Annotated in this window: 24 protein-coding genes; 18 read left to right on the top strand and 6 right to left on the bottom strand. The window is 73.9% G+C overall.

All coding sequences use genetic code 11. The features are described from left to right. The first annotated feature begins 28 nt into the window (after positions 1 to 28). The 3 genes from QOL16_RS02005 to QOL16_RS02015 are packed head-to-tail and all read left to right on the top strand — an operon-like array spanning position 29 to position 2,262. Positions 29 to 1,087 carry an NAD-dependent epimerase/dehydratase family protein gene (locus QOL16_RS02005; protein ID WP_071283538.1) on the top strand — a complete coding sequence of 353 codons (1,059 nt, stop codon included), beginning with the start codon at positions 29 to 31 and terminating at the stop codon, positions 1,085 to 1,087. 21 nt (positions 1,088 to 1,108) lie between these two features. Continuing rightward, on the top strand, positions 1,109 to 1,537 hold the full coding sequence (locus QOL16_RS02010) for a DUF6314 family protein (RefSeq protein ID WP_071283534.1): 429 nt from the start codon (positions 1,109 to 1,111) through the stop codon (positions 1,535 to 1,537). Between the two features lie 47 nt (positions 1,538 to 1,584). Then, complete coding sequence (locus QOL16_RS02015) at positions 1,585 to 2,262, top strand: pentapeptide repeat-containing protein (protein ID WP_071283531.1); 678 nt, start codon at positions 1,585 to 1,587, stop codon at positions 2,260 to 2,262. Positions 2,263 to 2,280: 18 nt separating this feature from the next. Here QOL16_RS02015 and QOL16_RS02020 read toward each other — a convergent pair whose 3' ends face one another. Then, positions 2,281 to 3,264, bottom strand: a complete 984-nt coding sequence (locus tag QOL16_RS02020; RefSeq protein WP_071283527.1) for an NAD(P)/FAD-dependent oxidoreductase — start codon at positions 3,262 to 3,264, stop codon at positions 2,281 to 2,283. A gap of 66 nt (positions 3,265 to 3,330) precedes the next feature. On the opposite strand from QOL16_RS02020, the gene QOL16_RS02025 reads away from it, so the two are divergent. The 3 genes from QOL16_RS02025 (at position 3,331) to QOL16_RS02035 (ending at position 5,415) form a co-directional block, all read left to right on the top strand. Further along, on the top strand, positions 3,331 to 3,951 hold the full coding sequence (locus QOL16_RS02025; protein WP_065961432.1) for a helix-turn-helix domain-containing protein: 621 nt from the start codon (positions 3,331 to 3,333) through the stop codon (positions 3,949 to 3,951). Between the two features lie 154 nt (positions 3,952 to 4,105). Further along, positions 4,106 to 4,789: a hypothetical protein gene (locus tag QOL16_RS02030; RefSeq protein ID WP_139197403.1), complete on the top strand. Its 684-nt coding sequence runs from the start codon at positions 4,106 to 4,108 to the stop codon at positions 4,787 to 4,789. Continuing rightward, the gene (locus QOL16_RS02035; protein WP_071246456.1) at positions 4,786 to 5,415 is read left to right on the top strand and encodes a hypothetical protein; all 630 of its coding nucleotides are present in this window, start codon (positions 4,786 to 4,788) and stop codon (positions 5,413 to 5,415) included. The genes QOL16_RS02030 and QOL16_RS02035 overlap by 4 nt, the downstream gene beginning before the upstream one ends. Positions 5,416 to 5,553: 138 nt before the next feature. On the opposite strand, the gene QOL16_RS02040 is transcribed toward QOL16_RS02035, so the two are convergent. Further along, positions 5,554 to 6,315 (bottom strand): glycosyltransferase family 2 protein, encoded by a 762-nt coding sequence (locus QOL16_RS02040; RefSeq protein ID WP_254780205.1) that lies wholly within the window; start codon positions 6,313 to 6,315, stop codon positions 5,554 to 5,556. Between the two features lie 166 nt (positions 6,316 to 6,481). Here QOL16_RS02040 and QOL16_RS02045 point away from each other — a divergent pair, with 166 nt between their 5' ends. The 8 genes from QOL16_RS02045 to QOL16_RS02080 all read left to right on the top strand — a co-directional run bounded on the left by QOL16_RS02045 (position 6,482) and on the right by QOL16_RS02080 (position 12,990). Continuing rightward, positions 6,482 to 7,411: a hypothetical protein gene (locus QOL16_RS02045; protein ID WP_071246452.1), complete on the top strand. Its 930-nt coding sequence runs from the start codon at positions 6,482 to 6,484 to the stop codon at positions 7,409 to 7,411. After that, the gene (locus QOL16_RS02050; protein ID WP_065961421.1) at positions 7,408 to 7,851 is read left to right on the top strand and encodes a phage holin family protein; all 444 of its coding nucleotides are present in this window, start codon (positions 7,408 to 7,410) and stop codon (positions 7,849 to 7,851) included. The genes QOL16_RS02045 and QOL16_RS02050 overlap by 4 nt, the downstream gene beginning before the upstream one ends. Continuing rightward, on the top strand, positions 7,848 to 8,441 hold the full coding sequence (locus tag QOL16_RS02055) for a DUF3618 domain-containing protein (RefSeq protein WP_071246450.1): 594 nt from the start codon (positions 7,848 to 7,850) through the stop codon (positions 8,439 to 8,441). The genes QOL16_RS02050 and QOL16_RS02055 overlap by 4 nt, the downstream gene beginning before the upstream one ends. Before the next feature lie 154 nt (positions 8,442 to 8,595). Beyond that, positions 8,596 to 9,237 (top strand): MBL fold metallo-hydrolase, encoded by a 642-nt coding sequence (locus QOL16_RS02060; protein WP_065961418.1) that lies wholly within the window; start codon positions 8,596 to 8,598, stop codon positions 9,235 to 9,237. A 132-nt stretch (positions 9,238 to 9,369) separates the two neighbouring features. Beyond that, a complete protein-coding gene (locus QOL16_RS02065) occupies positions 9,370 to 10,050 on the top strand; it encodes an HAD family hydrolase (RefSeq protein ID WP_071283524.1) in 681 nt (226 codons plus the stop codon). 53 nt (positions 10,051 to 10,103) lie between these two features. After that, positions 10,104 to 10,586: a GNAT family N-acetyltransferase gene (locus QOL16_RS02070; protein ID WP_253181601.1), complete on the top strand. Its 483-nt coding sequence runs from the start codon at positions 10,104 to 10,106 to the stop codon at positions 10,584 to 10,586. A gap of 47 nt (positions 10,587 to 10,633) precedes the next feature. After that, on the top strand, positions 10,634 to 11,257 hold the full coding sequence (locus QOL16_RS02075; protein WP_216093112.1) for a TetR/AcrR family transcriptional regulator: 624 nt from the start codon (positions 10,634 to 10,636) through the stop codon (positions 11,255 to 11,257). Then, complete coding sequence (locus tag QOL16_RS02080) at positions 11,254 to 12,990, top strand: MDR family MFS transporter (protein ID WP_071246446.1); 1,737 nt, start codon at positions 11,254 to 11,256, stop codon at positions 12,988 to 12,990. The genes QOL16_RS02075 and QOL16_RS02080 overlap by 4 nt, the downstream gene beginning before the upstream one ends. A 378-nt stretch (positions 12,991 to 13,368) precedes the next feature. Here QOL16_RS02080 and QOL16_RS02085 read toward each other — a convergent pair whose 3' ends face one another. Continuing rightward, positions 13,369 to 14,376, bottom strand: coding sequence for a LacI family DNA-binding transcriptional regulator (locus tag QOL16_RS02085; RefSeq protein ID WP_253181684.1), 1,008 nt, complete (start codon positions 14,374 to 14,376; stop codon positions 13,369 to 13,371). Positions 14,377 to 14,603: 227 nt separating this feature from the next. Here QOL16_RS02085 and QOL16_RS02090 point away from each other — a divergent pair, with 227 nt between their 5' ends. From QOL16_RS02090 to QOL16_RS02105, 4 genes are all read left to right on the top strand, one after another. Continuing rightward, entirely contained in the window at positions 14,604 to 15,653 is a 1,050-nt protein-coding gene (locus QOL16_RS02090; protein ID WP_305411275.1) for a nucleoside hydrolase, read from the top strand. A gap of 5 nt (positions 15,654 to 15,658) precedes the next feature. After that, positions 15,659 to 17,068 (top strand): MFS transporter, encoded by a 1,410-nt coding sequence (locus QOL16_RS02095; protein ID WP_071283521.1) that lies wholly within the window; start codon positions 15,659 to 15,661, stop codon positions 17,066 to 17,068. Then, a complete protein-coding gene (locus QOL16_RS02100; protein WP_071283517.1) occupies positions 17,065 to 17,922 on the top strand; it encodes a ribokinase in 858 nt (285 codons plus the stop codon). The genes QOL16_RS02095 and QOL16_RS02100 overlap by 4 nt, the downstream gene beginning before the upstream one ends. Before the next feature lie 62 nt (positions 17,923 to 17,984). After that, on the top strand, positions 17,985 to 18,920 hold the full coding sequence (locus QOL16_RS02105) for a Ppx/GppA phosphatase family protein (RefSeq protein WP_071283514.1): 936 nt from the start codon (positions 17,985 to 17,987) through the stop codon (positions 18,918 to 18,920). A gap of 48 nt (positions 18,921 to 18,968) precedes the next feature. Here QOL16_RS02105 and QOL16_RS02110 read toward each other — a convergent pair whose 3' ends face one another. From QOL16_RS02110 to QOL16_RS02120, 3 genes are read right to left on the bottom strand one after another with little or no spacing between them, the layout of a single operon-like run. Beyond that, on the bottom strand, positions 18,969 to 19,574 hold the full coding sequence (locus QOL16_RS02110; protein WP_065964001.1) for an antibiotic biosynthesis monooxygenase: 606 nt from the start codon (positions 19,572 to 19,574) through the stop codon (positions 18,969 to 18,971). A 45-nt stretch (positions 19,575 to 19,619) separates the two neighbouring features. Next, positions 19,620 to 20,330 carry an RES domain-containing protein gene (locus QOL16_RS02115; protein WP_071283511.1) on the bottom strand — a complete coding sequence of 237 codons (711 nt, stop codon included), beginning with the start codon at positions 20,328 to 20,330 and terminating at the stop codon, positions 19,620 to 19,622. A gap of 9 nt (positions 20,331 to 20,339) precedes the next feature. Further along, positions 20,340 to 20,720 carry a hypothetical protein gene (locus QOL16_RS02120; RefSeq protein WP_065963999.1) on the bottom strand — a complete coding sequence of 127 codons (381 nt, stop codon included), beginning with the start codon at positions 20,718 to 20,720 and terminating at the stop codon, positions 20,340 to 20,342. Positions 20,721 to 20,788: the final 68 nt, after the last annotated feature.

The following is a 20,788-nucleotide window of genomic DNA, read 5'->3' on the forward strand; positions in this document are numbered from 1 at the left end:
CCCCGACCGGACCCGGGCGGGTGCGCTGATGCGCGTCGTCGTGGTGGGCGCCACCGGCAACGTCGGTACTGGCGTGCTCCGACGGCTCGCGGCTGCGCGCCTGGCCGGGGACGGTCGGGCCGGCGAGGCCGACGGCCTGCAGGTCGTCGGTGTCGCCCGTCGTCTGCCCGACGCCCGGGTCGCGCCCTACGACGTGGCGGAGTGGCACCGGGTGGACGTCGGTGACCCGCACGCGGTCGACGCCCTCACCGCGGTGTTCCGGGATGCCGACGCCGTGGTGCACCTGGCGTGGGCGCTCCAGCCGACGCACGACATCCCGGCGCAGCACCGGACGAACGTCACGGGGACGGCGAACGTCCTCGAGGCCGTCGCGCGCGCCGGCGTCGGGCAGGTCGTCGTGGCGTCGTCGGTCGGCACCTACCGCGGCGTCGACGTCGCGGGCAAGCGGACCCCCGTCGACGAGTCGTGGCCCGCGACCGGGATCCCGACGGCGACGTACTCGGTGCACAAGGCCGCGAACGAGGCCGCCATGGACGACTTCGAGCGGGAACACCCCGACATCGTCGTCACCCGATTGCGGCCCGGCCTGGTGTTCCAGCGCGGGGTGGCCGCCGAGCTCCGCGGGCTGTTCCTCGGGCACCTCGTGCCGATGCGGATCGTCCGGTGGATCCGCTGGGCCGTGCTGCCGCTGCCGTACCCGTTCGTGTTCCAGGCCGTGCACGCCGACGACCTCGCCGACGCGTACTGGCGTGCGGTGGACCGCCGAGCGGCCGGGGCGTTCAACATCGCCGCGGCCCCCGTCCTCACCCCGCCCCGGATCGCGCGGGCGTTCGGCATGCCCGGTGCGGTCCGGGTGCCGCTCCGGCTCGTCCGCGGGCTCGTCACGCTGACCTGGCGGCTCCACCTGCAGCCGACGGACGCCGGGTGGGTCGACATCGCCGCCGGGGTGCCCATCATGCGCACCGACCGCGCCCGGGCCGAGCTCGGGTGGGAGCCGCGGCACTCGGCGGAGGACGCCCTGCGGGAGCTCGTCGACGGCTTCGCGGACGGCGCGCACGTCGCGGCGTCCGGGCCGCTGCGGGGCTGACCGGGGTCGTACCCTGGTCGGGTGCTGACGCCGACGGACCTGCTCGGGGAGTGGCACCTCGACCGGACGATCGAGGACCGCCTCGCCGGGCAGCACGGGACCGTCACCGGGACCACGACGCTCACCGCGACCGCTCCCGACGAGGTGCGCTGGGACGAGTCCGGCACGATGACCCTCGGCGGCCGCGCCACCCCGGTGTCCCGGACGCTGACCGTGCGCCGTGGCCCGGACGGCACGTGGACGGTGCACTTCTCGGACGGACGGGTCTTCCACCCGTGGACCTGGGGGTCGACGGTCGAGCACGCCTGCGCGCCGGACGACTACCGGGGGATCCTCGACGGCGACCGGACCCGGTGGACCGTGCGCTGGGTGGTGGCGGGCCCGGCGAAGGACCACACGCTCGACAGCGTCCTGACGCGGCCCGGCAGCCGGGGTCGCACCGAGTCCTGACCCGCGGCCCGTCCCATCGCGTCGGTCGTCCGCGGCAGACTGACCGCATGGCCCGCAGAACCTCGTCCCCCGACGGCACCGACGCCCCGCGCCTGACCGCGACGGCCCCGACCGACCTCGAGGACTGGACGCCGGCCCCCGGTGACCTGTTGACGGGCGACCGGGTCGAGGGCAAACGCATCGGCGTCCTCGACGTCGCGGGGGAGCGGCTGCCCGACGCCGAGCTCGAGGAGTGCGTCGTCGACACGCTCCGGGCGGACGACACCGACCTGCGCGGGCTGCGGGTCCGCGACTCGACGATCGAGACCCTCGACGCCCCGGTCCTGCGGGCGTCGAGCAGCTCGTGGCGCGGCGTCCGCATCGGCGGCGGTCGCGTCGGTTCGGCGGAGCTGTACGACGCGGAGCTCAACGACGTCGTGTTCACCGGCCTGAAGCTCGGCTTCGTGAACCTGCGCGGCTCGGCCCTCACCGACGTGGTGTTCCGCGACTGCGTGATCGACGAGCTCGACCTCGGCGACGCCCGGCTGCTGCGGGTGTCGTTCGAGGGGTCGACGATCCGCGCGGTCGAGGGCACCGGGACCCGGGTCGAGCACGTCGACCTGCGCCGCGCGGACCTCGACCGGGTCGAGCGGCTGGAGGGCCTGCGCGGCGCGACGATCGGCTCGGACCAGCTCTTCGCGCTCGCCCCGCTCCTCGCCGCGCAGGCCGGCTACCGCGTCGGCTGACCCGCCGCCCAGGCCGGGTTACCGCGTCGGCTGACCCGCCGGTACCGCGGCCAGCGCCGCCGCGAGGTCCGCCCGCACCAGGTCCCCGTGCGCCGCGGCCCCCGCCTGCGTCCCCGCCGCGGCCGAGGCGATCACGGTGGCCATCGGCGTGGTGACGTTCCCGGCCGCGTAGACCCCGCGCACCGACGTCTGCCCGGTGCCGTCGACGGGGAGCGTGCCGCCGAACCGGAAGCCGTCGACCACGAAGTCCTCGACCGCCAGCCCGAGCCCGTCGAGGTGCTCGACGCGGGGCTCGGCCGTGCTCGACGCGGCCAGGGCGTCGAGCGCCACGACCTCGCCCGACCCGAGCCGGACGCCGGTGAGGCGACCCGCGTCCGACTCGACCCGTGCCACCCGTTCGTCGCGCACGGTGATCCCGCGCGCTGCGAACCCGGCCCGCGCGGTCGCGTCGACCAGGTCCGGCTCGGCGACGAACGCCGTCACCCGGTCGCTCAGGGCCCGGAACATGAGCGCGTGGTGCGGCCCCGTCGGCGAGGTCACGAGCACACCGATCCGCTGGTCGCGGACCTCCCACCCGTGGCAGAACGGGCAGTGCACGACGCCGCGCCCCCACTGCTCCGCGAGCCCCGGCACGTCCGGCAGCACGTCGACGGCGCCGGAGGCGACGACCAGCCGACGGGCGGTGACACGCCTGCCGGAGTCCAGCGTGACCGAGAACGCGACCGCGTCGGGACCGTCGGTGGGTGTCGCGGACGCGGCCACGATCCTCCCGTCCGTCACCGCGACGCCGTAGGAGGCGACCTCCTGCCGACCGATGCGGTGGAGCTCGCGGGGCGCGACGCCCTCGCGGCCCAGGTAGTTGTGTGCGCCCGCCGCGGGCGCGTTGCGCGGTTCGCCGGAGTCGACGACCAGGACGGACCGGCGCGACCGGCCGAGGATCAGTGCTGCGGACAGGCCGGCGGGGCCACCGCCGATGACGACGACGTCGAAGTGGTTCTGCATGCGGACACCGTCCCGCCGTGCGTGCCGCGCTGGCAACCATCCTTGCCGGTCTGGCAACATGGCGGCATGGACACCAGCCGGGAGGAACGGATCGCCACGCGCACGACGGCCCAGGTGGTCGAGGCGGTCGGCCCACGACTCCGCGCCCTGCGTGCGCGACGAGACGTCACGCTGGGCGCGCTCTCCGAGCGCACCGGCATCTCCGTCTCGACGCTGTCCCGGCTCGAGTCGGGGCAGCGGAAGCCGACGCTCGAACTCCTGCTCCCGCTCGCGAAGGCGTACCAGGTGCCGCTCGACGACCTGGTCGGGGCGCCGCAGACCGGGGACCCGCGCGTGCACCTCAAGCCCGAGCAGCACGGCGGACGCGTGGTGGTGCCGCTCACCCGACGCACCGGGGGCGTCCGGTCGTTCAAGCAGCTGTACCCGCCCGAGCCCCCGACGGCCGACCGCACGCAGCGCACGCACGAGGGCTACGAGTGGCTCTACGTGCTGTCCGGACGGCTGCGGCTGCTCCTCGGCGACCGCGACTTCGACCTCGGGCCGGGTGAGGTCGTCGAGTTCGACACGCACACGCCGCACTGGGTCGGCAACACGAGCGACGAGGTCACCGAGGTGCTCTGCCTGTACGGGCCGCAGGGCGAGCGGGCGCACGTGCGGTCCCGCCCGGGGCGCAGCGACGGGGCGTGAACGCGGGCCGGGACGGACGTGGTCGGAGCCGCGCGGCGGTGTCGTGCAGCGTCGATGCGTCGGCGTCGATCCACCGTGGAACATGACATTCGGAATGTTCTCGGCGCTCGGGCCCGACGATGGCACCTCCCTGTCCCCGACCGGAGGAGGCACCGTGCCCCGTTCCCCCCGTCCCGTCCGCCTGGCGCTCGCCGGCACCGTGATCGCGCTCGCCGCGTGCGCGGTCGCCCCGGCCACCGTCGCCAGCGCCGCCCCGACCGTGCCCGCGTCCGCCAGCACCGCCGCGGACCGTCCGCTCGTGACCTCGTTCGCCCAGCAGACGTTCGTCCGCGACCAGCTCGTCGTGGTCCGGGTCGCGCTCGGGCTGTCCACCCCGAACCCGGTCGACGTCCGCGACGACCAGGGCCGCCTCGTCGCCACCACGCCGACCGGCGGGCAGACCTCGCTCATGCTCCGCCCGGACGGGCAGGACCACGCGCGCTACACGGTGGTCTCCCGCGACGGCGCCGAGCGCACCGACACGATCACGGTCGACTTCTCGGGGCTGCCGCTCGACGCGCCGTCCGACCACACCGACACCGACGAGGTCCAGCGCATCTCGCGCGCCGTCGCGGGCGGGTCGCTCGACCACACCCTGCGCGTCACGGGTGTCCCCGGTGCGACGATCACCCTCACGGTGAACGGTGTCGCGACCTCGGCGACGGCCGACGCCACCGGCAGCGCGGCACTCCCGGCGCACTTCACCCCCGGGCAGAACGCGATCGCGCTGTCGCAGTCCCTCGGCGCGAAGCAGTCCGTCGTCCGGACGTACGGCTACCAGCTCGGGGGCGGCCGGTGAGCGCCCGCCGCCTCGGGGTGACCACGGCCCTCGTGCTCGGCGTCGGTGCCGCCCTCGTCGTACCGACCGCCGCCACCGCGGCGACCGCGACAGGGGTGCCCACCCCGACCGCTCCGTCGACCGTCGCCGCGGCGTCCGCGCACGCCAGCGCGCTGCACGTGGACGCGGTCCGCGCCACCCGGACCGGCTACACCGTCCTGGTCAGCGGCGGGACGCCGTACGCCTCGGCGAGCATCCGTACCGCGCTGCCGCACTCCCCGGTCCACGAGGAGTGGCTCGACGCCGACGGCTCCGGGGTGTTCTCGATCCGCGCGTCCACGGCGTTCTCGTTCGGCGTGGTGATCGAGGACGAGACCGGCGCGCGCCTCGAGACCGTCGTGGGTTCCGGGCGGCGCGGTGACCAGGGCCTCGCTGCCGTGGTCGAGCACCGGGACTGGTCCGGCCCGGTCGTCCGGGTGGCGGGCGCCGACGGGTTCGCCGTCGTGACCGACGAGCACGGGCGGGAGCTCGGCGCCGACGTGGTCGGGGCGCTCGGCCTCGACACCGTGCAGCTGCCGTCCTCGGTCCGCGCCGGTGACGTCGTGCACGTCGCGGTCGACGGTGAGACGGTGTCGCTGCGGGTCTGACCCGTCGGCACTCCCGTGCCGTCACCGCACCCCCGGTCCCGCCGTGGACCGGGGGTGCGGTGCGTCCGGGCCAGCGGTGCTTCCGGGGCCGGCGTGCGTCCGGGCCAGCGGTGCTTCCGGGGCCGGCGTGCGTCCGGGTCAGCGGTGCGTCCAGCGCCCGCCGGCCCGACGCCGGAACGCGACCCGGAACCGCCGCGCCCACCGCCGCACCGGGTTCGCTCGCCGCCCGTTCACCCGGAACGTGTGGAACGCCCGCCGCGTGCGGAGCAGCGCCGAACCGATGCCCGAGAACGGCCGCGCCGACACCTCGACCGTGAGCGCACGGTCGACCACGACCCGCCAGGCCGGGTCGAACGCCATCGCCAGGTCGACGTCGTCGTGCACCTCGGGGTCGTCCCGGTGCACGCGCCCACGGGCCGCGGTCCAGGTCGAGCGCCGCAGGGCCGTCGCCGAGCCGAACAGGGGCGCCCGCCCGAGCGCCGACCAGACGAGCAGGAAGTACGGGCCCATGTAGAGCAGGTCCCACACGCGGCGCACCACGGGACCGCCGTCGTAGGGGCGTCCGGGACCGGTGACCGCGACGACGTCGGACCGCTCGAGCAGCCGCAGGGCGGTCGCGATCCACCCGGGCGGCGGGACCGAGTCGGCGTCCAGGCGCACGATGACGTCGCCGGCGGCGTGGTCGTACCCGCGGGCGGACGCCCGGGCGATGCCGCGGACGGGTTCGTGCAGCACGACCGCCCCGGCACGCCGTGCGACCGCGACGCTGTCGTCCGTGCTGCCGTTGTCGACCACGACGACCTCGTCGGGCGGTCGGGTCTGCGCCGACAGGGCACGCAGACAGCGGGCGAGGTGCTCGGCGTCGTCGAGCACCGGGACGACGACGGTCACACTCGGCACCCCTGCGATCCTGCCGCAGCCGCGCTGGACGGACGGCAGGATCCGCGTTGCACGGACGGATCCGCGCTCCGTGGCGTTCCTGGGCGAGGCCGCAGTGCGGTCCGCGCACGGTCGGCTCCAACGCCCCGGGTGACCTGCCCGTGGCGACCCGACCGGAAGGCCGACCATGACCACGAACCCACCCGGGAACGACTCCGGGACGCCCATCCACGACGCGACGGCAGCGGCCGAGGGCCACGAGGTGCGCCCCGGCGTCTTCGTCCCGTCCTTCGCCGGCGGCTCGACCGACACCCCGTCCGGCGACAGCACCTTCGACGACGCTGCCTTCGACGACACCGTCCGTCGCCCCGAGGGCTTCGACGACGTCGAGCCGCTCGACGCGCTGCCCGCCGACGAGCAGCTCCCCGCGACACCGTCCGCCGCGGGCGCCGCTGCCCCCGTGACGTCGAGCACGACGACCGGCGGCGGCTTCGACGACGCCGTCGGCGGCCCGCTCGGCGGTCCGTCGTCCGGCATCGGCGGCACGACCGGCTCCGTCCCGAGCACCGGCGGGCCGACCGGCGGCGACTCAGGCTCCGGATCCGGTGGCAAGGCCGACGCAGCCAAGGGTGCCGCCCAGGACGTCGCCGGTGACGCGAAGGCCAAGGCGGCCGACGTCGCCGGCACGGCCAAGGAGCAGGCGGCCAACGTCGCATCCGAGGTCGGTGACCACGCCAAGCAGCTCTACGGCCAGGCGTCCGAGACGCTCAAGGGCCAGGCCGCCGACCAGCAGCAGCGTGCCGCCGGGGGCCTCCGCAGCCTCGGCGAGCAGCTCGGTCGGATGGCCGAGAACGACGACGAGCAGGGCGTCGCGTCGAAGGTCGTCCGCGACCTGTCGACCCGTGCCACCTCGGTCGCCGGCTACCTCGAGGACCGCGACCCCGGTTCGCTCCTCAGCGAGGTGAAGTCCTTCGCCGCGAAGCGCCCCGGAACGTTCATCGCGCTCGCCGCCGGCGCCGGGCTGCTCGCCGGCCGCCTGACCAAGGCGCTCACCGCCGAGGTGAAGCACGAGAAGGAAGCCGAGCACCACACCGACGGGACGGTGGACGGCGCATGAGCCAGAGCACGCCCGGGGGCTTCCCGGCCGCGGAGCCGTCACCCGAGGAGCGCGCGGCCACGACCCCGCTCGGCCAGCTGCTGTCCGACGTGTCCCAGGACCTGTCGACGCTGTTCCGTCAGGAGGTCGCCCTCGCCAAGGCCGAGCTGACCCAGTCGGCCAAGAAGGCGGGCAAGGCCGGCGGCATGTTCGGCGGCGCCGGACTCACCGCGCTGTTCGCCCTGCTGTTCCTGTCGATCGCCGCCTGGTGGGGTCTCGGGTACCTCATCGGCAACGCGTGGTCGGCGGTCGTGATCGCCGTCGTGTACGGCATCGTCGCGGCGGTCCTCGCCGTCCGCGGCCGCCGGGAGATCAAGGAGATCCAGGGCGCCCCGCAGACGGTCGAGACCGTCAAGGAAGTCCCCGAAGCACTCAAGCCGAACACCGGGAGGAACCGATGAGCACCCCAGATGAGATCCGCGCCGACATCGAGCGCACCCGCGGCACGCTCGGCTCCGACGTCGACGCGCTCGCCGACAAGGTCAGCCCGTCGTCGATCGCGCACCGCCAGACCGAGAAGGTGAAGAGCCGCTTCCAGGGCGTCCGCGAGTCCGTCATGGGCGCGGCCGACTCCGCCCGGTCGAGCGTGTCCGGCTCGGCGTCGAGCGTGTCCGACTCGGCCTCCGGCGTCGCCGGGCAGGCGAAGGACGTCGCGCACCAGGGCGTCGCGAAGGCGAAGGGCAACCCGCTCGCGGTCGGCCTGATCGCGTTCGGTGCCGGGTGGCTCGTGTCGTCGCTGCTGCCCACGACGGACAAGGAGGAGGAGCTGGTCGGTGAGCTGAAGGACCGCGCCGCACCCCTCGTCGAGGACGTCAAGGAGCAGGCGAAGGACGTCGGTTCGCAGCTCGGGGACGTGGCGAAGGAGCACGCGCAGGACCTGAAGGGCACCGCGCAGGACGCGGCCCAGACCGTCAAGGACGAGGCGCAGGGCGCCGCGTCGGACGTGCAGGACCACGCGAAGAGCGCTGCGGACGACGTGCGCAGCAACTGACGGTCGCCACGACCGCGACCGTGACCACGGTCGGACGGGAGGCGCGGTGCCAGCCGGTACCGCGCCTCCCGTCCGTCCCCTGGTCGCGTCGCGACTGAACGGGCCCTCAGAGCGCGACGGCATGCCGTCGCGCGGCCGGGCGTTGACTGGTGCCATGCAGCTGACGAAGTACAACCACGCCACGGTCGTCCTCGAGCGGGACGGCGCGACCATCGTGCTCGACCCCGGGACGTTCACCCCCGAGGCGGCCGACCTCGTCCGTGCCGCCACCGCGGTGCTCGTCACGCACGAGCACTTCGACCACCTCGACGTCGATGCCGTGCGCGCCGGGCTCGCCGCGAACCCCGCGCTCGTCGTCCGCGGACCCCGTCCGGTCGTCGACCAGCTCGGCGACCACGACGGACGCGTCGTCGCGGTCGAGGCCGGCGACTCGTTCTCGGTCGGGCCGTTCGCGGTGCGGGTGTTCGGCGAGGAGCACGCCGTGATCCACCGGGACGTGCCGGTGGTCGCGAACGTCGGGTACCTCGTCGACGGTGCCGTGTTCCACCCCGGCGACGCGTACCTGGCGCCGGGCGTGCCGGTGTCGACGCTCCTCATGCCGACGAGCGGTCCGTGGACGCACATGGCCGAGGCCGTCGACCACGTGCGCGCGGTCGCGCCGGAGCGTGTCGTGCAGATCCACGAGGCGATGCTCAGCGAGGTCGGGCAGCAGTCGACCGCGCGGTTCCTCGGGCCGGAGATGCTCGGGACGGTGCCGGTGACGATCCTGGCGTCGGGGGAGTCGATCGAGGTCTGAGCGACCGGGCCGGCCGGGCGGGCGCGCGCCGGGCGGGTGCGGGCTGCGTCGGGCGCGCAACCGGGTGCCCCGGTGCCGGTCGGTCGCCTGCGCCTGGGCGGGCACCGGTGAGAGGGGGAGCAGGCTGGACGGATGGCTGACGCTCCCACGACCGCTGTCCTCTTCGACATCGACGGCACCCTCGCCGACTCGAACTACGCGCACATCGACGCGTGGTGGCGCGCCTTCCGGGCGGCCGGTGAGTCGGTGGACGCGTGGCGCATCCACCGCGCGATCGGCATGGACTCGGGCCGGCTGCTCGAGGAGCTGCTGCCCGACGCATCCGACGAGGTCCGCGACCAGGCGAAGCAGTTCCACACCGCCTACTACTCCGAGCACATGCCGCAGCTGCGCCTGCTGCCCGGGGCGCGCGAGCTGCTCGAGGAGGTCGCCGCGCGCGGGCACGCGGTCGTCCTCGCCACGAGTGCGCCCGAGTCCGAGTTGTCCGTGCTGCGCGAGCTCCTCGACGCGACCGCGTGGGTGACCGCCGAGACGAGTGCGGAGGACGTCGGCGAGGCCAAGCCCGCGCCCGGCATCGTCGAGGTCGCGCTGGGCAAGGTCGGCGTCGACCCGTCGCGTGCGGTCATGGTCGGCGATGCGATGTGGGACGTCGAGGCGTCCGGCACGGTCGGTGTGCGGTGCATCGGTGTGATGACCGGCGGCATCGGCGGCGACGAGCTGCGGGGCGCCGGGGCCGCGGTCGTGTACGACGACGCGGCTGCCGTGCTCGCGGCGCTGCGGGCGGGCGAGGGGCCGATCGCCGAGCTCGGCTGAGGCGCTGGCGCTGGCGCTGGCGCTGGCGCCGGCGCGTGCGAGGATGGTCGATCGTGATCACGATCGAGCGCGTCGGCTGGGACGACCCCCGTGGCGTGGAACTCCGCGCCACCATGGACCAGGAGATGCACGAGCGCTACGGGCCCGGCAACGCCGGTGAGGACCCCGCCGTGAACGCCGAGCGGAACCGCGTGCTCGCCGTCGATCCGGCGACCGTGATCTCCTCGGTCCTGGCCATCGACGAGGACGGCAGCGCCCTCGGGCACATCGCCGTCCGGTGGCTCGGCGACGAGGTCGAGCTCAAGCGCCTCATCGTGCTCGCCGCCGCGCGGGGCAAGGGCGCCGCGACCGCGCTCCTGGCCGAGAGCGAGCAGATCGCCCGCGAGCAGGGCGTCGCCCGCGTGATCCTGCAGACCGGGGACAAGCAGCCCGAGGCCGTCGCCCTGTACGAGAAGACCGGCTGGGAGCCGATCCCGATCTACGAGCCCTACGCGGCGACCATGCCCTTCTCGCGCTGCTTCGCGAAGGCCCTGTAACCCGTCCTCCTGTTGCACTCTCAGCGCCAGAGTGCAATTCTTGCCCGGTGAGCACCACCGAACGCACCCGCGCGCTGCGCCGACGCATGGTCGTCGAGGCACGCCGGGCGACGATCGAGCACGGGCTGCACGGCTTCACGATCGAGCAGCTCTGCGAGACCGTCGGCGTCTCGCGGCGCACGTTCTTCAACCACTTCGCGTCGAAGGACGACGCCGTGCTCGGCATCGAGCAGGGTGCGTCGGAGCAGATGCTCCGCGCCTACGCCGAGGGCTCGCTCGTCCCGGGCGACCTCGACCCGCTCGGGTCGATCGTCGCGCTCGCCATCGAGCAGATGCACGTCGTCGGGCTCGACCGCGCCGACGAGGCCCTGGTCCGCCGGGTCTTCGAGCGCGAGCCCGTGATGGTCGCGAAGTTCCTCGCCGCCGCCGACGTCCAGCTCACCGCGGTGGGCCGGGCCGTGCGGGAGCGCTTCGGCTGGACCGACCCCGACGACCGGCGCGCCCAGCTCGTCGCCGAGGCCGCCGCCGGCCTGCTCAAGGTCACCGCCGGCACCTACTTCGACGACGCGTACGACGAGGCGACCGGCCCCACGTTCGACGTGTTGCTCACCGAGAACCTCCGCCAGTTCAGGGCGGCCGTCACCACCACCGGACAGGACCACACCGCATGAGCGCGACCGCGCAGGGCACGAAGCGTGCCCGCCCCGGATCCGACGGCCCGCTGCTCCTCACGCAGCGCCGCATCTGGATCATCTTCTCCGCCCTGATCGCCGGCATGCTGCTGTCGAGCCTCGACCAGACCATCGTCTCCACGGCGATGCCGACCATCGTCGGCGAGCTCGGCGGCGTCGCGCACCAGGCGTGGCTGACGACCGGGTACCTGCTCGCCTCGACGATCGTGATGCCGATCTACGGCAAGTTCGGCGACGTCCTCGGCCGCCGCAACCTGTTCCTCGTCGCGATCGCGCTGTTCACGATCGCCTCGGCCGGGTGCGCGTTCGCGGGCGACTTCACGCAGCTCGTGGTGTTCCGCGCCATGCAGGGCCTCGGCGGCGGCGGCCTGATGATCCTGTCGCAGGCGATCATCGCCGACATCGTGCCGGCCTCGGAGCGCGGCAAGTACCTCGGTCCGCTCGGCGCGATCTTCGGGCTCTCGGCGATCGGTGGCCCGCTGCTCGGCGGTTTCTTCGTCGACCACCTCACCTGGAACTGGGCGTTCTACATCAACATCCCGGTCGGCATCGCGGCGTTCTTCGTCGCCTGGTTCGCGCTGACCCTGCCGACCAAGAAGGCCGAGAAGAAGATCGACGTGCTCGGCGTCGTCCTCATGTCCGCGGCGACGACCTGCCTGGTGTTCTTCTCGGAGTTCGGCGGCAGCAAGGACCACGGCTGGGACGCCCTCGAGACGTGGGCCTGGTTCGCGGGACTCGTCGTCTCGGCCGCGCTGCTCGTGCTCGTCGAGTCGCGCGTCGAGGACCCGGTCCTGCCGATGTCGTTCTTCCGCAACCGCACGTTCCTGCTCGCGACCGGCATCGGCCTCGTGCTCGGCATCGGCATGTTCGCGGCGATCGGCTTCGTCCCGACGTTCCTGCAGATGGCGTCGGGCACCTCGGCCGCGGTCTCCGGTCTGCTCATGCTCCCGATGATGGTCGGCCTCATCGGCACCTCGATCGCGTCCGGCAACCTCATCACGAAGACGGGTCGCTACCGGCTGTTCCCGATCGTCGGCACCGTGCTCGTCGCCCTCGCGATGCTCGCCATGACGCAGCTCGCCGCGGACACCCCGATCTGGCTCATCTGCGCGTACCTGTTCGTCTTCGGCGCCGGGCTCGGGCTCATCATGCAGGTGGTCGTCCTCGTCGCGCAGAACGCCGTCCCCGCCGACCAGGTCGGGACCGCGACGTCGACGAACAACTACTTCCGCGAGGTCGGCGCCTCCCTCGGCACCGCGGTCTTCGGTGCGCTGTTCACCGCCCGGTTGACGAGTGCGCTGACCGACGTGTTCACCTCGGCCGGCGGCTCGGCGACCGACGCGGCGTCCTCCGCGGGGAGCATCGACCCGGCGACGGTCGCGAAGCTGCCCGAGGCCGTGCAGGACGGCATCGTGAACGCGTACGCCGACTCCCTGGCGCCGGTGTTCTGGTACCTGCTGCCGTTCATCGCGATCGCGTTCCTGCTCGCCCTGTTCCTGCCGCAGATCACGCTGTCGGACACGGCCGGCATGGTCGCCCGTGGCGAGGCCGTCGGCGGCGCCGAGGCCGACGAGCTCGAGCGGGCGCAGCGCGCCGGCCGGGCCGGCGCGACGGCTCCCGGCGCGGCCACGAGCGCGGCCCCGGACAGTGCCGACGGCACTGCCGACACGGAGGTCGGTGCCGACGCGGAGCGCGGGGCGCCCCGCGCCTGACGCGCTCGGCCACACCGAGCGGTCGCGGTGACCACGTGACGGACGGGAGGCGCGGTGCCGGCTGGCACCGCGCCTCCCGTCCGTCCGCGCACCCGCCCACCGCCCCTGCCGCGCCGGTCCAGTCCCGTCACCCGCCGCCCGTCACCCGCCACCCGCCACCCGCTGTCCGCCGCCCGCCGTCCGCTGGCGGGCCTCTCGCGAAAGCGACAGATCACAGCCGACTGTCGGCGGCGATCTGTCGCTTCGGCAGGGGTGACGGCCGACCCGACACGGGATCTGTCGCCCTCGCGGGGACGACGGCTGACCGACGTGGCCCGGCCCCGCCCGCGATCTGTCGCTTCGGCGACGGCAGGGGAGGAGCGTGCGGACCGCGACCCGTCAGCCGCCGGTGCTCGCGCGCCGCACCAGGCGCGTCGGCAGCGCGACGGGCTCGGGTGTGGTCCCGTCGATCGCGGCGAGGAGCCGGAGCGCGGCCGCCCGACCGAGCTCCGCCCCGGGCAGGGCGACGCTCGTCAGGGCCGGGGCGGTGACCGAGGAGGACGGCAGGTCGTCGAAGCCCGCGACCGCGAGGTCCTCGGGCACCCGCAGCCCCATCGCGCCGGCGACCCGCAGCACTCCGTAGGCGAGCGTGTCCGCGGCGGCGACCACGGCGGTGACCCCGTCCTCGTGCCAGGCCTCGATCGCGTGCTCGGTCGCGGCGGCCGCCGCGTCGACGGTCAGGTCCGCCCGTGCGCCGAGCTCCGAGACGGTGATGCCGGCGGCCGCGCAGGCCTCGTCGAACAGCCGGTGCCGGACGCCGAACGTCGCGACGCGCGCGGTGCCGTCGAGGTACGCGACCCGCTCGTGTCCCCGTTCGCGCAGGTGGGCGACGAGCTCGTCGATGCCCAGGGTCAGGTCGTAGTCGACGGCGACCGCTCCCGCCGGGGCGTCCGGGGCGTCGAGCAGGACGACCGGGACGGCGGCGTCGAGGACCTCGCCCGCGGCCGGGGCGTCCACGAGGATGCCGGCCGGACGCAGCCGCTCGAACCGGCGCAGGTCCGCGGCGGACGGCTGGGCACCGCGCTCGGTGACGGACAACACGAGCTGGTGGCGGTCGCCGAGCGTGTCCCGGACGCCGCGGATGACCTCGGCGAAGAACGGGTTCGACAGGTCGGGGGCGACGAGGACGACCAGGTCGCCGGTGCCGCGGGCCAGGGAGCTCGCGGCGTGGTCGACGACGTAGCCGAGGTCCTGCACGGCCTCGCGGACCCGGGCGGCGATCGGTGCCGAGACCCGTCCGCGCTCCTTGCCGTTCACCACGAGGGACACCGTCGCGATGCTCGTGCCGGCGCGCTCCGCCACCATCGCCGCGGTGACACGGCGGGCCGGGAGGGCGGAGGACGGCACCCGACGAGCCTAGCGACGCGACCGGCCGACCAGGGCGAGAACCGCTCGGCGAGTTGACGTCAAGCGTTTGACGTGGTGTGATGTCAAACGCTTGACGCGCCGTGCCGGAGTTGGTTCCTCCACGTCACGGACCCCACCGCGTCAAGCACAGACATCCGTCCGCCCGAGCGCGGACACCCGGACACGAGCCGTCCGACCCCGATCCCCGACGAAGTGGAGCGCCCAAGGTGCCCGATGCAACGAAGCAGAAGATCATCCTCGACTGCGACCCCGGCCACGACGACGCCGTCGCCATGCTGCTCGCACACGGGAGCCCCGCGATCGAGCTCCTCGCCGTGACGACCGTCGTCGGCAACCAGACCCTGCCGAAGGTCACCCGCAACGCCCTCGCCGTCGCGCGCATCGCCGGGATCACCGGGGTGCCCTTCGCCGCAGGCAGCCCCCGACCGCTGCTCCGCGAGATCGAGGTCGCCCCCGAGATCCACGGCGAGAGCGGCCTCGACGGGCCGATGCTCCCCGAGCCGTCCTTCGCGCTCGACGAGCGGCACGCGGTCGACCTCATCATCGACACCGTGATGGCGCACGAGCCGGGCACCGTCACGATCGTGCCGACCGCCGGCCTGACGAACATCGCGCTCGCCGTCCGCAAGGAGCCGCGCATCGTCGAGCGGGTCAAGCAGGTCGTGCTCATGGGCGGCGGCGTGCACGGCGGCAACTGGAGCGCGGTCGCCGAGTTCAACATCGTCATCGACCCCGAGGCCGCCGACATCGTGTTCCGCGCCGGCTGGGACGTCGTCATGGTCGGCCTCGACCTGACGCACCAGGCGCTCGCCACCCCGGAGGTCGCCGCGCGCATCGCCGCCGTCGGCACCGGGCCCGCGGCGTTCGTCGGGGAGCTGCTCGACTTCTTCGGCAAGGCCTACGAGGACGCGCAGGGCTTCGACTCGCCGCCCGTGCACGACCCCTGCGCCGTGGCGTACGTCATCGACCCGACGATCGTCCGCGCCGTGAAGGTCCCGATCACGATCGAGACCCACGGCACGCACACGCTCGGCATGACCGTCGCCGACTTCCGGTCCCCGGCGCCCGAGGACTGCCGCACGAGCGCCGCGATGGAGCTCGACCACGAGCGTTTCTGGGACCTCGTCGTCGACGCGCTCGAGCGCATCGGGGAGACGCCCGACACCGGGTGGACCCCGCGTGCGGCCGCCGAGGCGGTCGCCGACACCGACACCGACACCGACACCGACGTGACCGTCGTCGCGCAGGAGCGCTGAGCGCCGTGACCACCACCTCGACGACGAAGTCGACCGCCGCCCTCACCGCGGCACTGCTCGCGGCGTGCATCGCGTTCCAGCTGAACGCGAGCATGCTGAGCCCCGCGCTGGCGACGATGGCCGACGAACTCCGCACCGACGACGCCACCATCGGGCTGTCGCAGACGCTGTTCTTCACGATCGCGGCGCTGTTCTCGCTGTTCCTGCCCCGCCTGTCCGACATCGTCGGGCGCAAGCGGGTCCTGCTCGCCATGCTCCTCGTGATGCTCGTCGGAAGCGTCGTCGCCGCGCTCGCGGTGAACGTGCCGATGCTGTTCGTCGGCCGGATGATCCAGGGCGTCACCGGTCCGGTCGTGCCGATCGGCCTGCTCGTCCTGCGCAACGAGATCGCGGACCCCAAGCGCTACGGCGCCGCCCTCGGCCTGCTCACCGCGGTCAACGGTGGCGTCGCCGGCGTCGACGCCCTGGCCGGCGGCTGGATCGCGACGCACTTCGGGTTCCGCGGCATCTTCTGGGTGATCGTCGTCGTGACGGCGGTCGCGGCGCTCATGGTCGCTCGCTGGGGCGTCGAGTCCCGGCCGTCGGCGGGCACCCGGATGGACTGGGTCGGCGTCCTGCCGCTCGTCGTCAGCGTCGGCGCGCTGTTGACCGCGTGCAACGAGGCCGGCAAGCTCGGCGCGGCGAACTGGGCCCTCGTCGTCGGCGGGATCGTCGTCGCGCTCGTGGCCTTCGGGGTCTTCTGGGCGATCGAGTCGCGGGTCCGGGAGCCGCTCGTCGAGACCCGGTACCTGCGCCGTCGCGGCACGTGGGCGCTGCTCGTCACGACGCTGCTGACGATGACGGGCGTGTTCGCGGTGGTGAACGGCCTGGTCACGAGCCTCGCGCAGAACCCCGACGTCGGGTTCGGCATGGAGCCGGACCTCGCCTCGCTCGCGTTCCTCGTGCCGTACGCCCTGGTCGGGTGGATCGTCGGACCGTTCGCCGGCCGGCTCGCCCCGACCCTCGGGTACCGGGCGGTGCTCCGCGTCGGCCTGGTCGGCAGCATCGTCGCGACCGTCGTGATGGCGCTCGTCGGCGTGCACTCGCTGCCCGTCCTGGTCGCGGCCACCGTCCTGATCGGCATCACCTACGCCGGTGTCGCGAACATCATCCTCAACGGCCTCGGCATCGTGCTCTCGCCGGCGTCGAACCCCGGGTTCCTGCCCGGCCTGAACGCCGGTGCGTTCAACCTCGGTGCGGGCATCAGCTTCGCGGTCCTGCCGGCGCTGCAGACCGCCCTCGGCACCGGTGGGTCCGCGGGCACCGCGGGCTACTCGGGTGGCATGCTGCTCGGTGCCGTGATCACCTGCGCGGCCCTCGCCACGTCCTTCCTCATCCCGCGCCCGGCCTCGGCCGAGACAGGAGTCACCGCATGAGCGGCATCGTCGTCGTCGGCAGCCTCAACGCGGACCTCGTGGTCCGCACCGAGCGCTTCCCGCAGCCCGGGGAGACCCTGCACGGGTCCGACCTCGCGGTCCTGCCCGGGGGCAAGTCCGCCAACCAGGCGGTGGCAGCCGGGAGGCTCGGGGGAACGGTGCGCATGATCGGTGCGATCGGCGACGACGGGAACGGTCGACTGCTCCGCGACTCCGTCGCGGCTGCCGGGGTCGACACGACGCTGGTCGCGTCCCGCGAGGGCGTCGCCACGGGCACCGCCGTCATCACGGTCGACGCCGCGGGCGAGAACACCATCGTGATCTCGGGCGGCGCGAACGCCACGCTCACGCCGGACGACGTGCCCGCCGACGCGTTCGACGGCGCCGGGGTGCTCGGCCTCTGCCTCGAGGTCTCGATCGACGTCGTGCTCGCCGCCGCGCGGGCCGGTCGGGCGGCGGGCGCCACGGTGCTGACGAACCTGTCGCCGTTCGGGGCCGTGCCGCAGGAGCTGCTCGACCTGACCGACGTGCTCCTCGTCAACGAGCACGAGGCCGCCGAGCTCGGCGACCACGGCGTCGCGCGGTCGATCGTCACGCGCGGCGGTGCCGGGTGCGTCGTGCACGACGGCGACAGCGCACCCGTCGAGGTCGCGGCCGTCCGGGTCGACCCGGTCGACACCACGGGCTGCGGCGACGCGTTCATGGGTGCGGTGGCGCTCCGGCTCGACGCGGGGGACTCCCTGGTCGAGGCAGCGCGGTTCGCGGTCGGTGTCGGGGCGTACGCCGCGACGAAGCCGGGCGCACAGGCCTCGTACCCGACCACGTCGGAACTGGAGACCTTCCTGCGGGGCTGAGCCGGGCCTCCCGTCCGCCCGTCCCGGCCATCCGGGGACCGCACGGCCGCTAGCGTTGTGCCATGCGCGTGGGAGTCCTCGACATCGGGTCCAACACCGGCCACCTGCTCGTGGTGGACGCCCACGGCGGGGCAGCGCCGCTGCCCGCGTCGTCGTTCAAGCAGCCGCTGCGGCTCGCCGAACACCTCGACGAGTCCGGCGCGGTGACCCCCGCCGGCGTCGACGCCCTGACGTCCTTCGTCGCCGAGTCCGTGCGCGTCGCCGAGGACCGCGGGTGCGAGGACATGCTCGCGTTCGCGACCTCGGCCGTCCGCGACGCGGTGAACTCGGACGCGGTGCTCGCGCACGTCGAAGGGGAGACGGGCGTCGAGCTCGCCGTGCTCTCGGGCGGGGACGAGGCGCGCCTGACGTTCCTGGCGGTGCGGCGCTGGTTCGGGTGGTCCGCCGGACGCCTCGCGGTGTTCGACATCGGCGGCGGTTCGCTCGAGATCGCCGGCGGTGGCGACGAGGCGCCCGACGTCGCGTGGTCGATGCCGATCGGCGCCGCGCGGCTCGCCCGCACCTACTTCGCCGACGGCACACCGAGCGAGGACGACGTCCGCCGCATCCGGCACGAGATCCGGGTCGCGATCGCCCGCGACGCCGGGCTGCTGCTGCGTTCCGGCCGACCGGACCGTGCCGTCGCGACGTCGAAGACCTTCCGGTCGATCGCGCGCATCTGCGGTGCGGCACCCTCGGCGGCCGGCCCGCTCGTCCCGCGCGCGCTCGACGGCGCCGAGCTGCGGCGCCTGCTGCCGTCACTGCTGACGAAGTCGGTCGCCGAGCTGGCCGCGCTGCCCGGTGTCTCGCCGAGCCGGGCGCACCAGGTCGTGCCGGGCGCGCTCGTCGCCGAGGCGTGCCTGGACATCTTCGACCTGCCGGCGCTCGAGATCTGCCCGTGGGCGTTGCGCGAGGGCGTCATCCTGGAGCGGCTCGACCAGCTGTCGGTGCTCGGCTGAGACGGTCCGGCGGCGTGAGCCGCAGCGGCTGGTGCCCGGTCGGCGGGGTCAGCCGGCGCGCGGCGGGGCGAGCAGCCAGGGGCGGATGAGCTTCGTCACGAAGGGCAGCACCCAGAAGGTCATGATCGGCGTCAGCACGAGCGTGGTGACCAGTACTCGGGGCAGGACCGCGACGTGCGCGAACGCGGGGACGAGCCAGGCCATCAGGTAGGTGAAGGCGAGGTTCACCGGGAAGAAGCCGAGCCAGATGCTCACCGCCTGCTTCCACCGCGGCGGGGCGCTCGACTCCGGGGCGTCGGCCGGGGCGTCGAACCAGCCCTCGATGCCGGTGCGCTTCTCGACGCGGGACTCGACCACGAGGTCACGCCCGAGGTCGAGCCAGCGGAGGCGGTCGTCGGAGTTCTCCCACGTCGCGAGCTGCTCGTGGTCGGCGAAGCGGTAGAGCATGTGCCACTCGCGGCTGGTCGCGTGCGAGCGGACCCACCCGGAGCCGAGGAAGCCCGGGTAGCGGTTCGCCAGGTTCACGCCGGACTGCACCCAGGCGGTGGCCTCGGGGATGCGGTCGGGTTCGACGAGACGGGTGATGGACACGGTGACGGGCGGGCCGGCGGTCACGGATGACGACTGCAGGCTCCCAGGCTCTTGTGGAGTCATGGGGACAGTCTCCCGGACGCGTGTTTCGGGTTCGTGACGGCGGGGTCAGTCGTCCAGCGTCAGCCCGTGCAGGGTCATCGCGGCGACGACGTCGGGATGGTGGCTCGTGAGCGGCCCGACCTCGACGTCGCGGAGCAGGGCGCTCCGCTCGCCGTCCGTCGAACGTTCGAACACCGTCCAGAGCTCCAGGTCGGATCCGTGCCGCGAGAGGAACCGGACGCCGTCGAACGTCGGGTTCGCCGCTGCGTCCGTCTCCGTGTAGACGGCGAGGCCGACCTGCTGTGTGAGTGCACGGCGCTCCGCGATCTGCAGCGCGGCGGCATCGAACTCCGGGAGTCCTGCGGACCGAGCAGCCCCGAGGAACCTCGGGCGCAGTTCCGCGATCGTCGCGGCGGCGGAGACGTCGCAGTAGACGCCGAGGAGTCGCGCTCGAGCGAGTCGCCTGGCATGGAACCAGGACGCCGGGATCGTGCCCGCGCTGACGGTCGGGTAGAGCGCGTCGACCTCGTCCTCATCGATGCCGGCCAACGCCTCGTGCAGCTCCGGGTCCGGACGGAACTGCGCGAGGACCTCGACCAGGGCCGCGTACGCCGAGGACGCCGCGTAGGTCGTCCGGTATGTCCGGTTCGGCGCGTCCCACCGTCCCGGGAAGGTCCCCCCGTCCGCCCACTTCCAGTCCACCCACGCCCACGGCGACGGCGCACGGCCGACTCGCCAGACCGGTGCAGCGGGAGTCTTCGTCGCGAACGCCCCCATGCGCGGCGGTCAGGCGTTCCCGACGAAGGAACGTGCGGCGGCGAGGACGCGGGGACCGGCCTCGTCGAGGTCTCCGTCGCGGAGCACGCGCGCTGGTGAGGTGTCCTCGAGTCGCGGGTTGAGGCCCTGGAACCAGGCCTGCGCCACCCGGTCGCCGTCGTTCGACGCGATGAGCTCGGCCACACGGAACGTGAGCTTGAGGCGCTGCTCGACCGTGCTCGACGGGCGTCGACCGCCCGCCTCGGCCCACTGGTGCACCGCGCGGGTCTCGTTCACCCCGGCGATGAAGGCGACGAGCTTCGAGCCGAGCACCGATCGGAGCTCGTCGACGATCTCGGGGAGGTCGGCGCGGACGGAGCGCTCGAACGCCTGGAGCTCTGAGGTTGCCATACCGTCCAAGATAGTCGTCACTGGTCGGATCACGACGTGATCCCCACCCCGATCACAGCTGCAGGGAG

Source organism: Curtobacterium sp. MCBA15_004, assembly GCF_001865055.2.
Lineage (GTDB): Bacteria > Actinomycetota > Actinomycetes > Actinomycetales > Microbacteriaceae > Curtobacterium.

What these genes read in the sequence shown, in the direction of transcription:
- QOL16_RS02045 (WP_071246452.1), top strand. Translation starts at nt 6,482, where the DNA reads ATGACCACGAACCCACCCGGGAACGACTCCGGGACGCCCATCCACGAC.
- QOL16_RS02015 (WP_071283531.1), top strand. Translation starts at nt 1,585, where the DNA reads ATGGCCCGCAGAACCTCGTCCCCCGACGGCACCGACGCCCCGCGCCTG.
- QOL16_RS02065 (WP_071283524.1), top strand. Translation starts at nt 9,370, where the DNA reads ATGGCTGACGCTCCCACGACCGCTGTCCTCTTCGACATCGACGGCACC.
- QOL16_RS02100 (WP_071283517.1), top strand. Translation starts at nt 17,065, where the DNA reads ATGAGCGGCATCGTCGTCGTCGGCAGCCTCAACGCGGACCTCGTGGTC.
- QOL16_RS02020 (WP_071283527.1), bottom strand. Translation starts at nt 3,264, where the DNA reads ATGCAGAACCACTTCGACGTCGTCGTCATCGGCGGTGGCCCCGCCGGC.
- QOL16_RS02005 (WP_071283538.1), top strand. Translation starts at nt 29, where the DNA reads ATGCGCGTCGTCGTGGTGGGCGCCACCGGCAACGTCGGTACTGGCGTG.
- QOL16_RS02050 (WP_065961421.1), top strand. Translation starts at nt 7,408, where the DNA reads ATGAGCCAGAGCACGCCCGGGGGCTTCCCGGCCGCGGAGCCGTCACCC.
- QOL16_RS02115 (WP_071283511.1), bottom strand. Translation starts at nt 20,330, where the DNA reads ATGGGGGCGTTCGCGACGAAGACTCCCGCTGCACCGGTCTGGCGAGTC.
- QOL16_RS02055 (WP_071246450.1), top strand. Translation starts at nt 7,848, where the DNA reads ATGAGCACCCCAGATGAGATCCGCGCCGACATCGAGCGCACCCGCGGC.
- QOL16_RS02025 (WP_065961432.1), top strand. Translation starts at nt 3,331, where the DNA reads ATGGACACCAGCCGGGAGGAACGGATCGCCACGCGCACGACGGCCCAG.
- QOL16_RS02080 (WP_071246446.1), top strand. Translation starts at nt 11,254, where the DNA reads ATGAGCGCGACCGCGCAGGGCACGAAGCGTGCCCGCCCCGGATCCGAC.
- QOL16_RS02060 (WP_065961418.1), top strand. Translation starts at nt 8,596, where the DNA reads ATGCAGCTGACGAAGTACAACCACGCCACGGTCGTCCTCGAGCGGGAC.
- QOL16_RS02110 (WP_065964001.1), bottom strand. Translation starts at nt 19,574, where the DNA reads ATGACTCCACAAGAGCCTGGGAGCCTGCAGTCGTCATCCGTGACCGCC.
- QOL16_RS02105 (WP_071283514.1), top strand. Translation starts at nt 17,985, where the DNA reads ATGCGCGTGGGAGTCCTCGACATCGGGTCCAACACCGGCCACCTGCTC.
- QOL16_RS02120 (WP_065963999.1), bottom strand. Translation starts at nt 20,720, where the DNA reads ATGGCAACCTCAGAGCTCCAGGCGTTCGAGCGCTCCGTCCGCGCCGAC.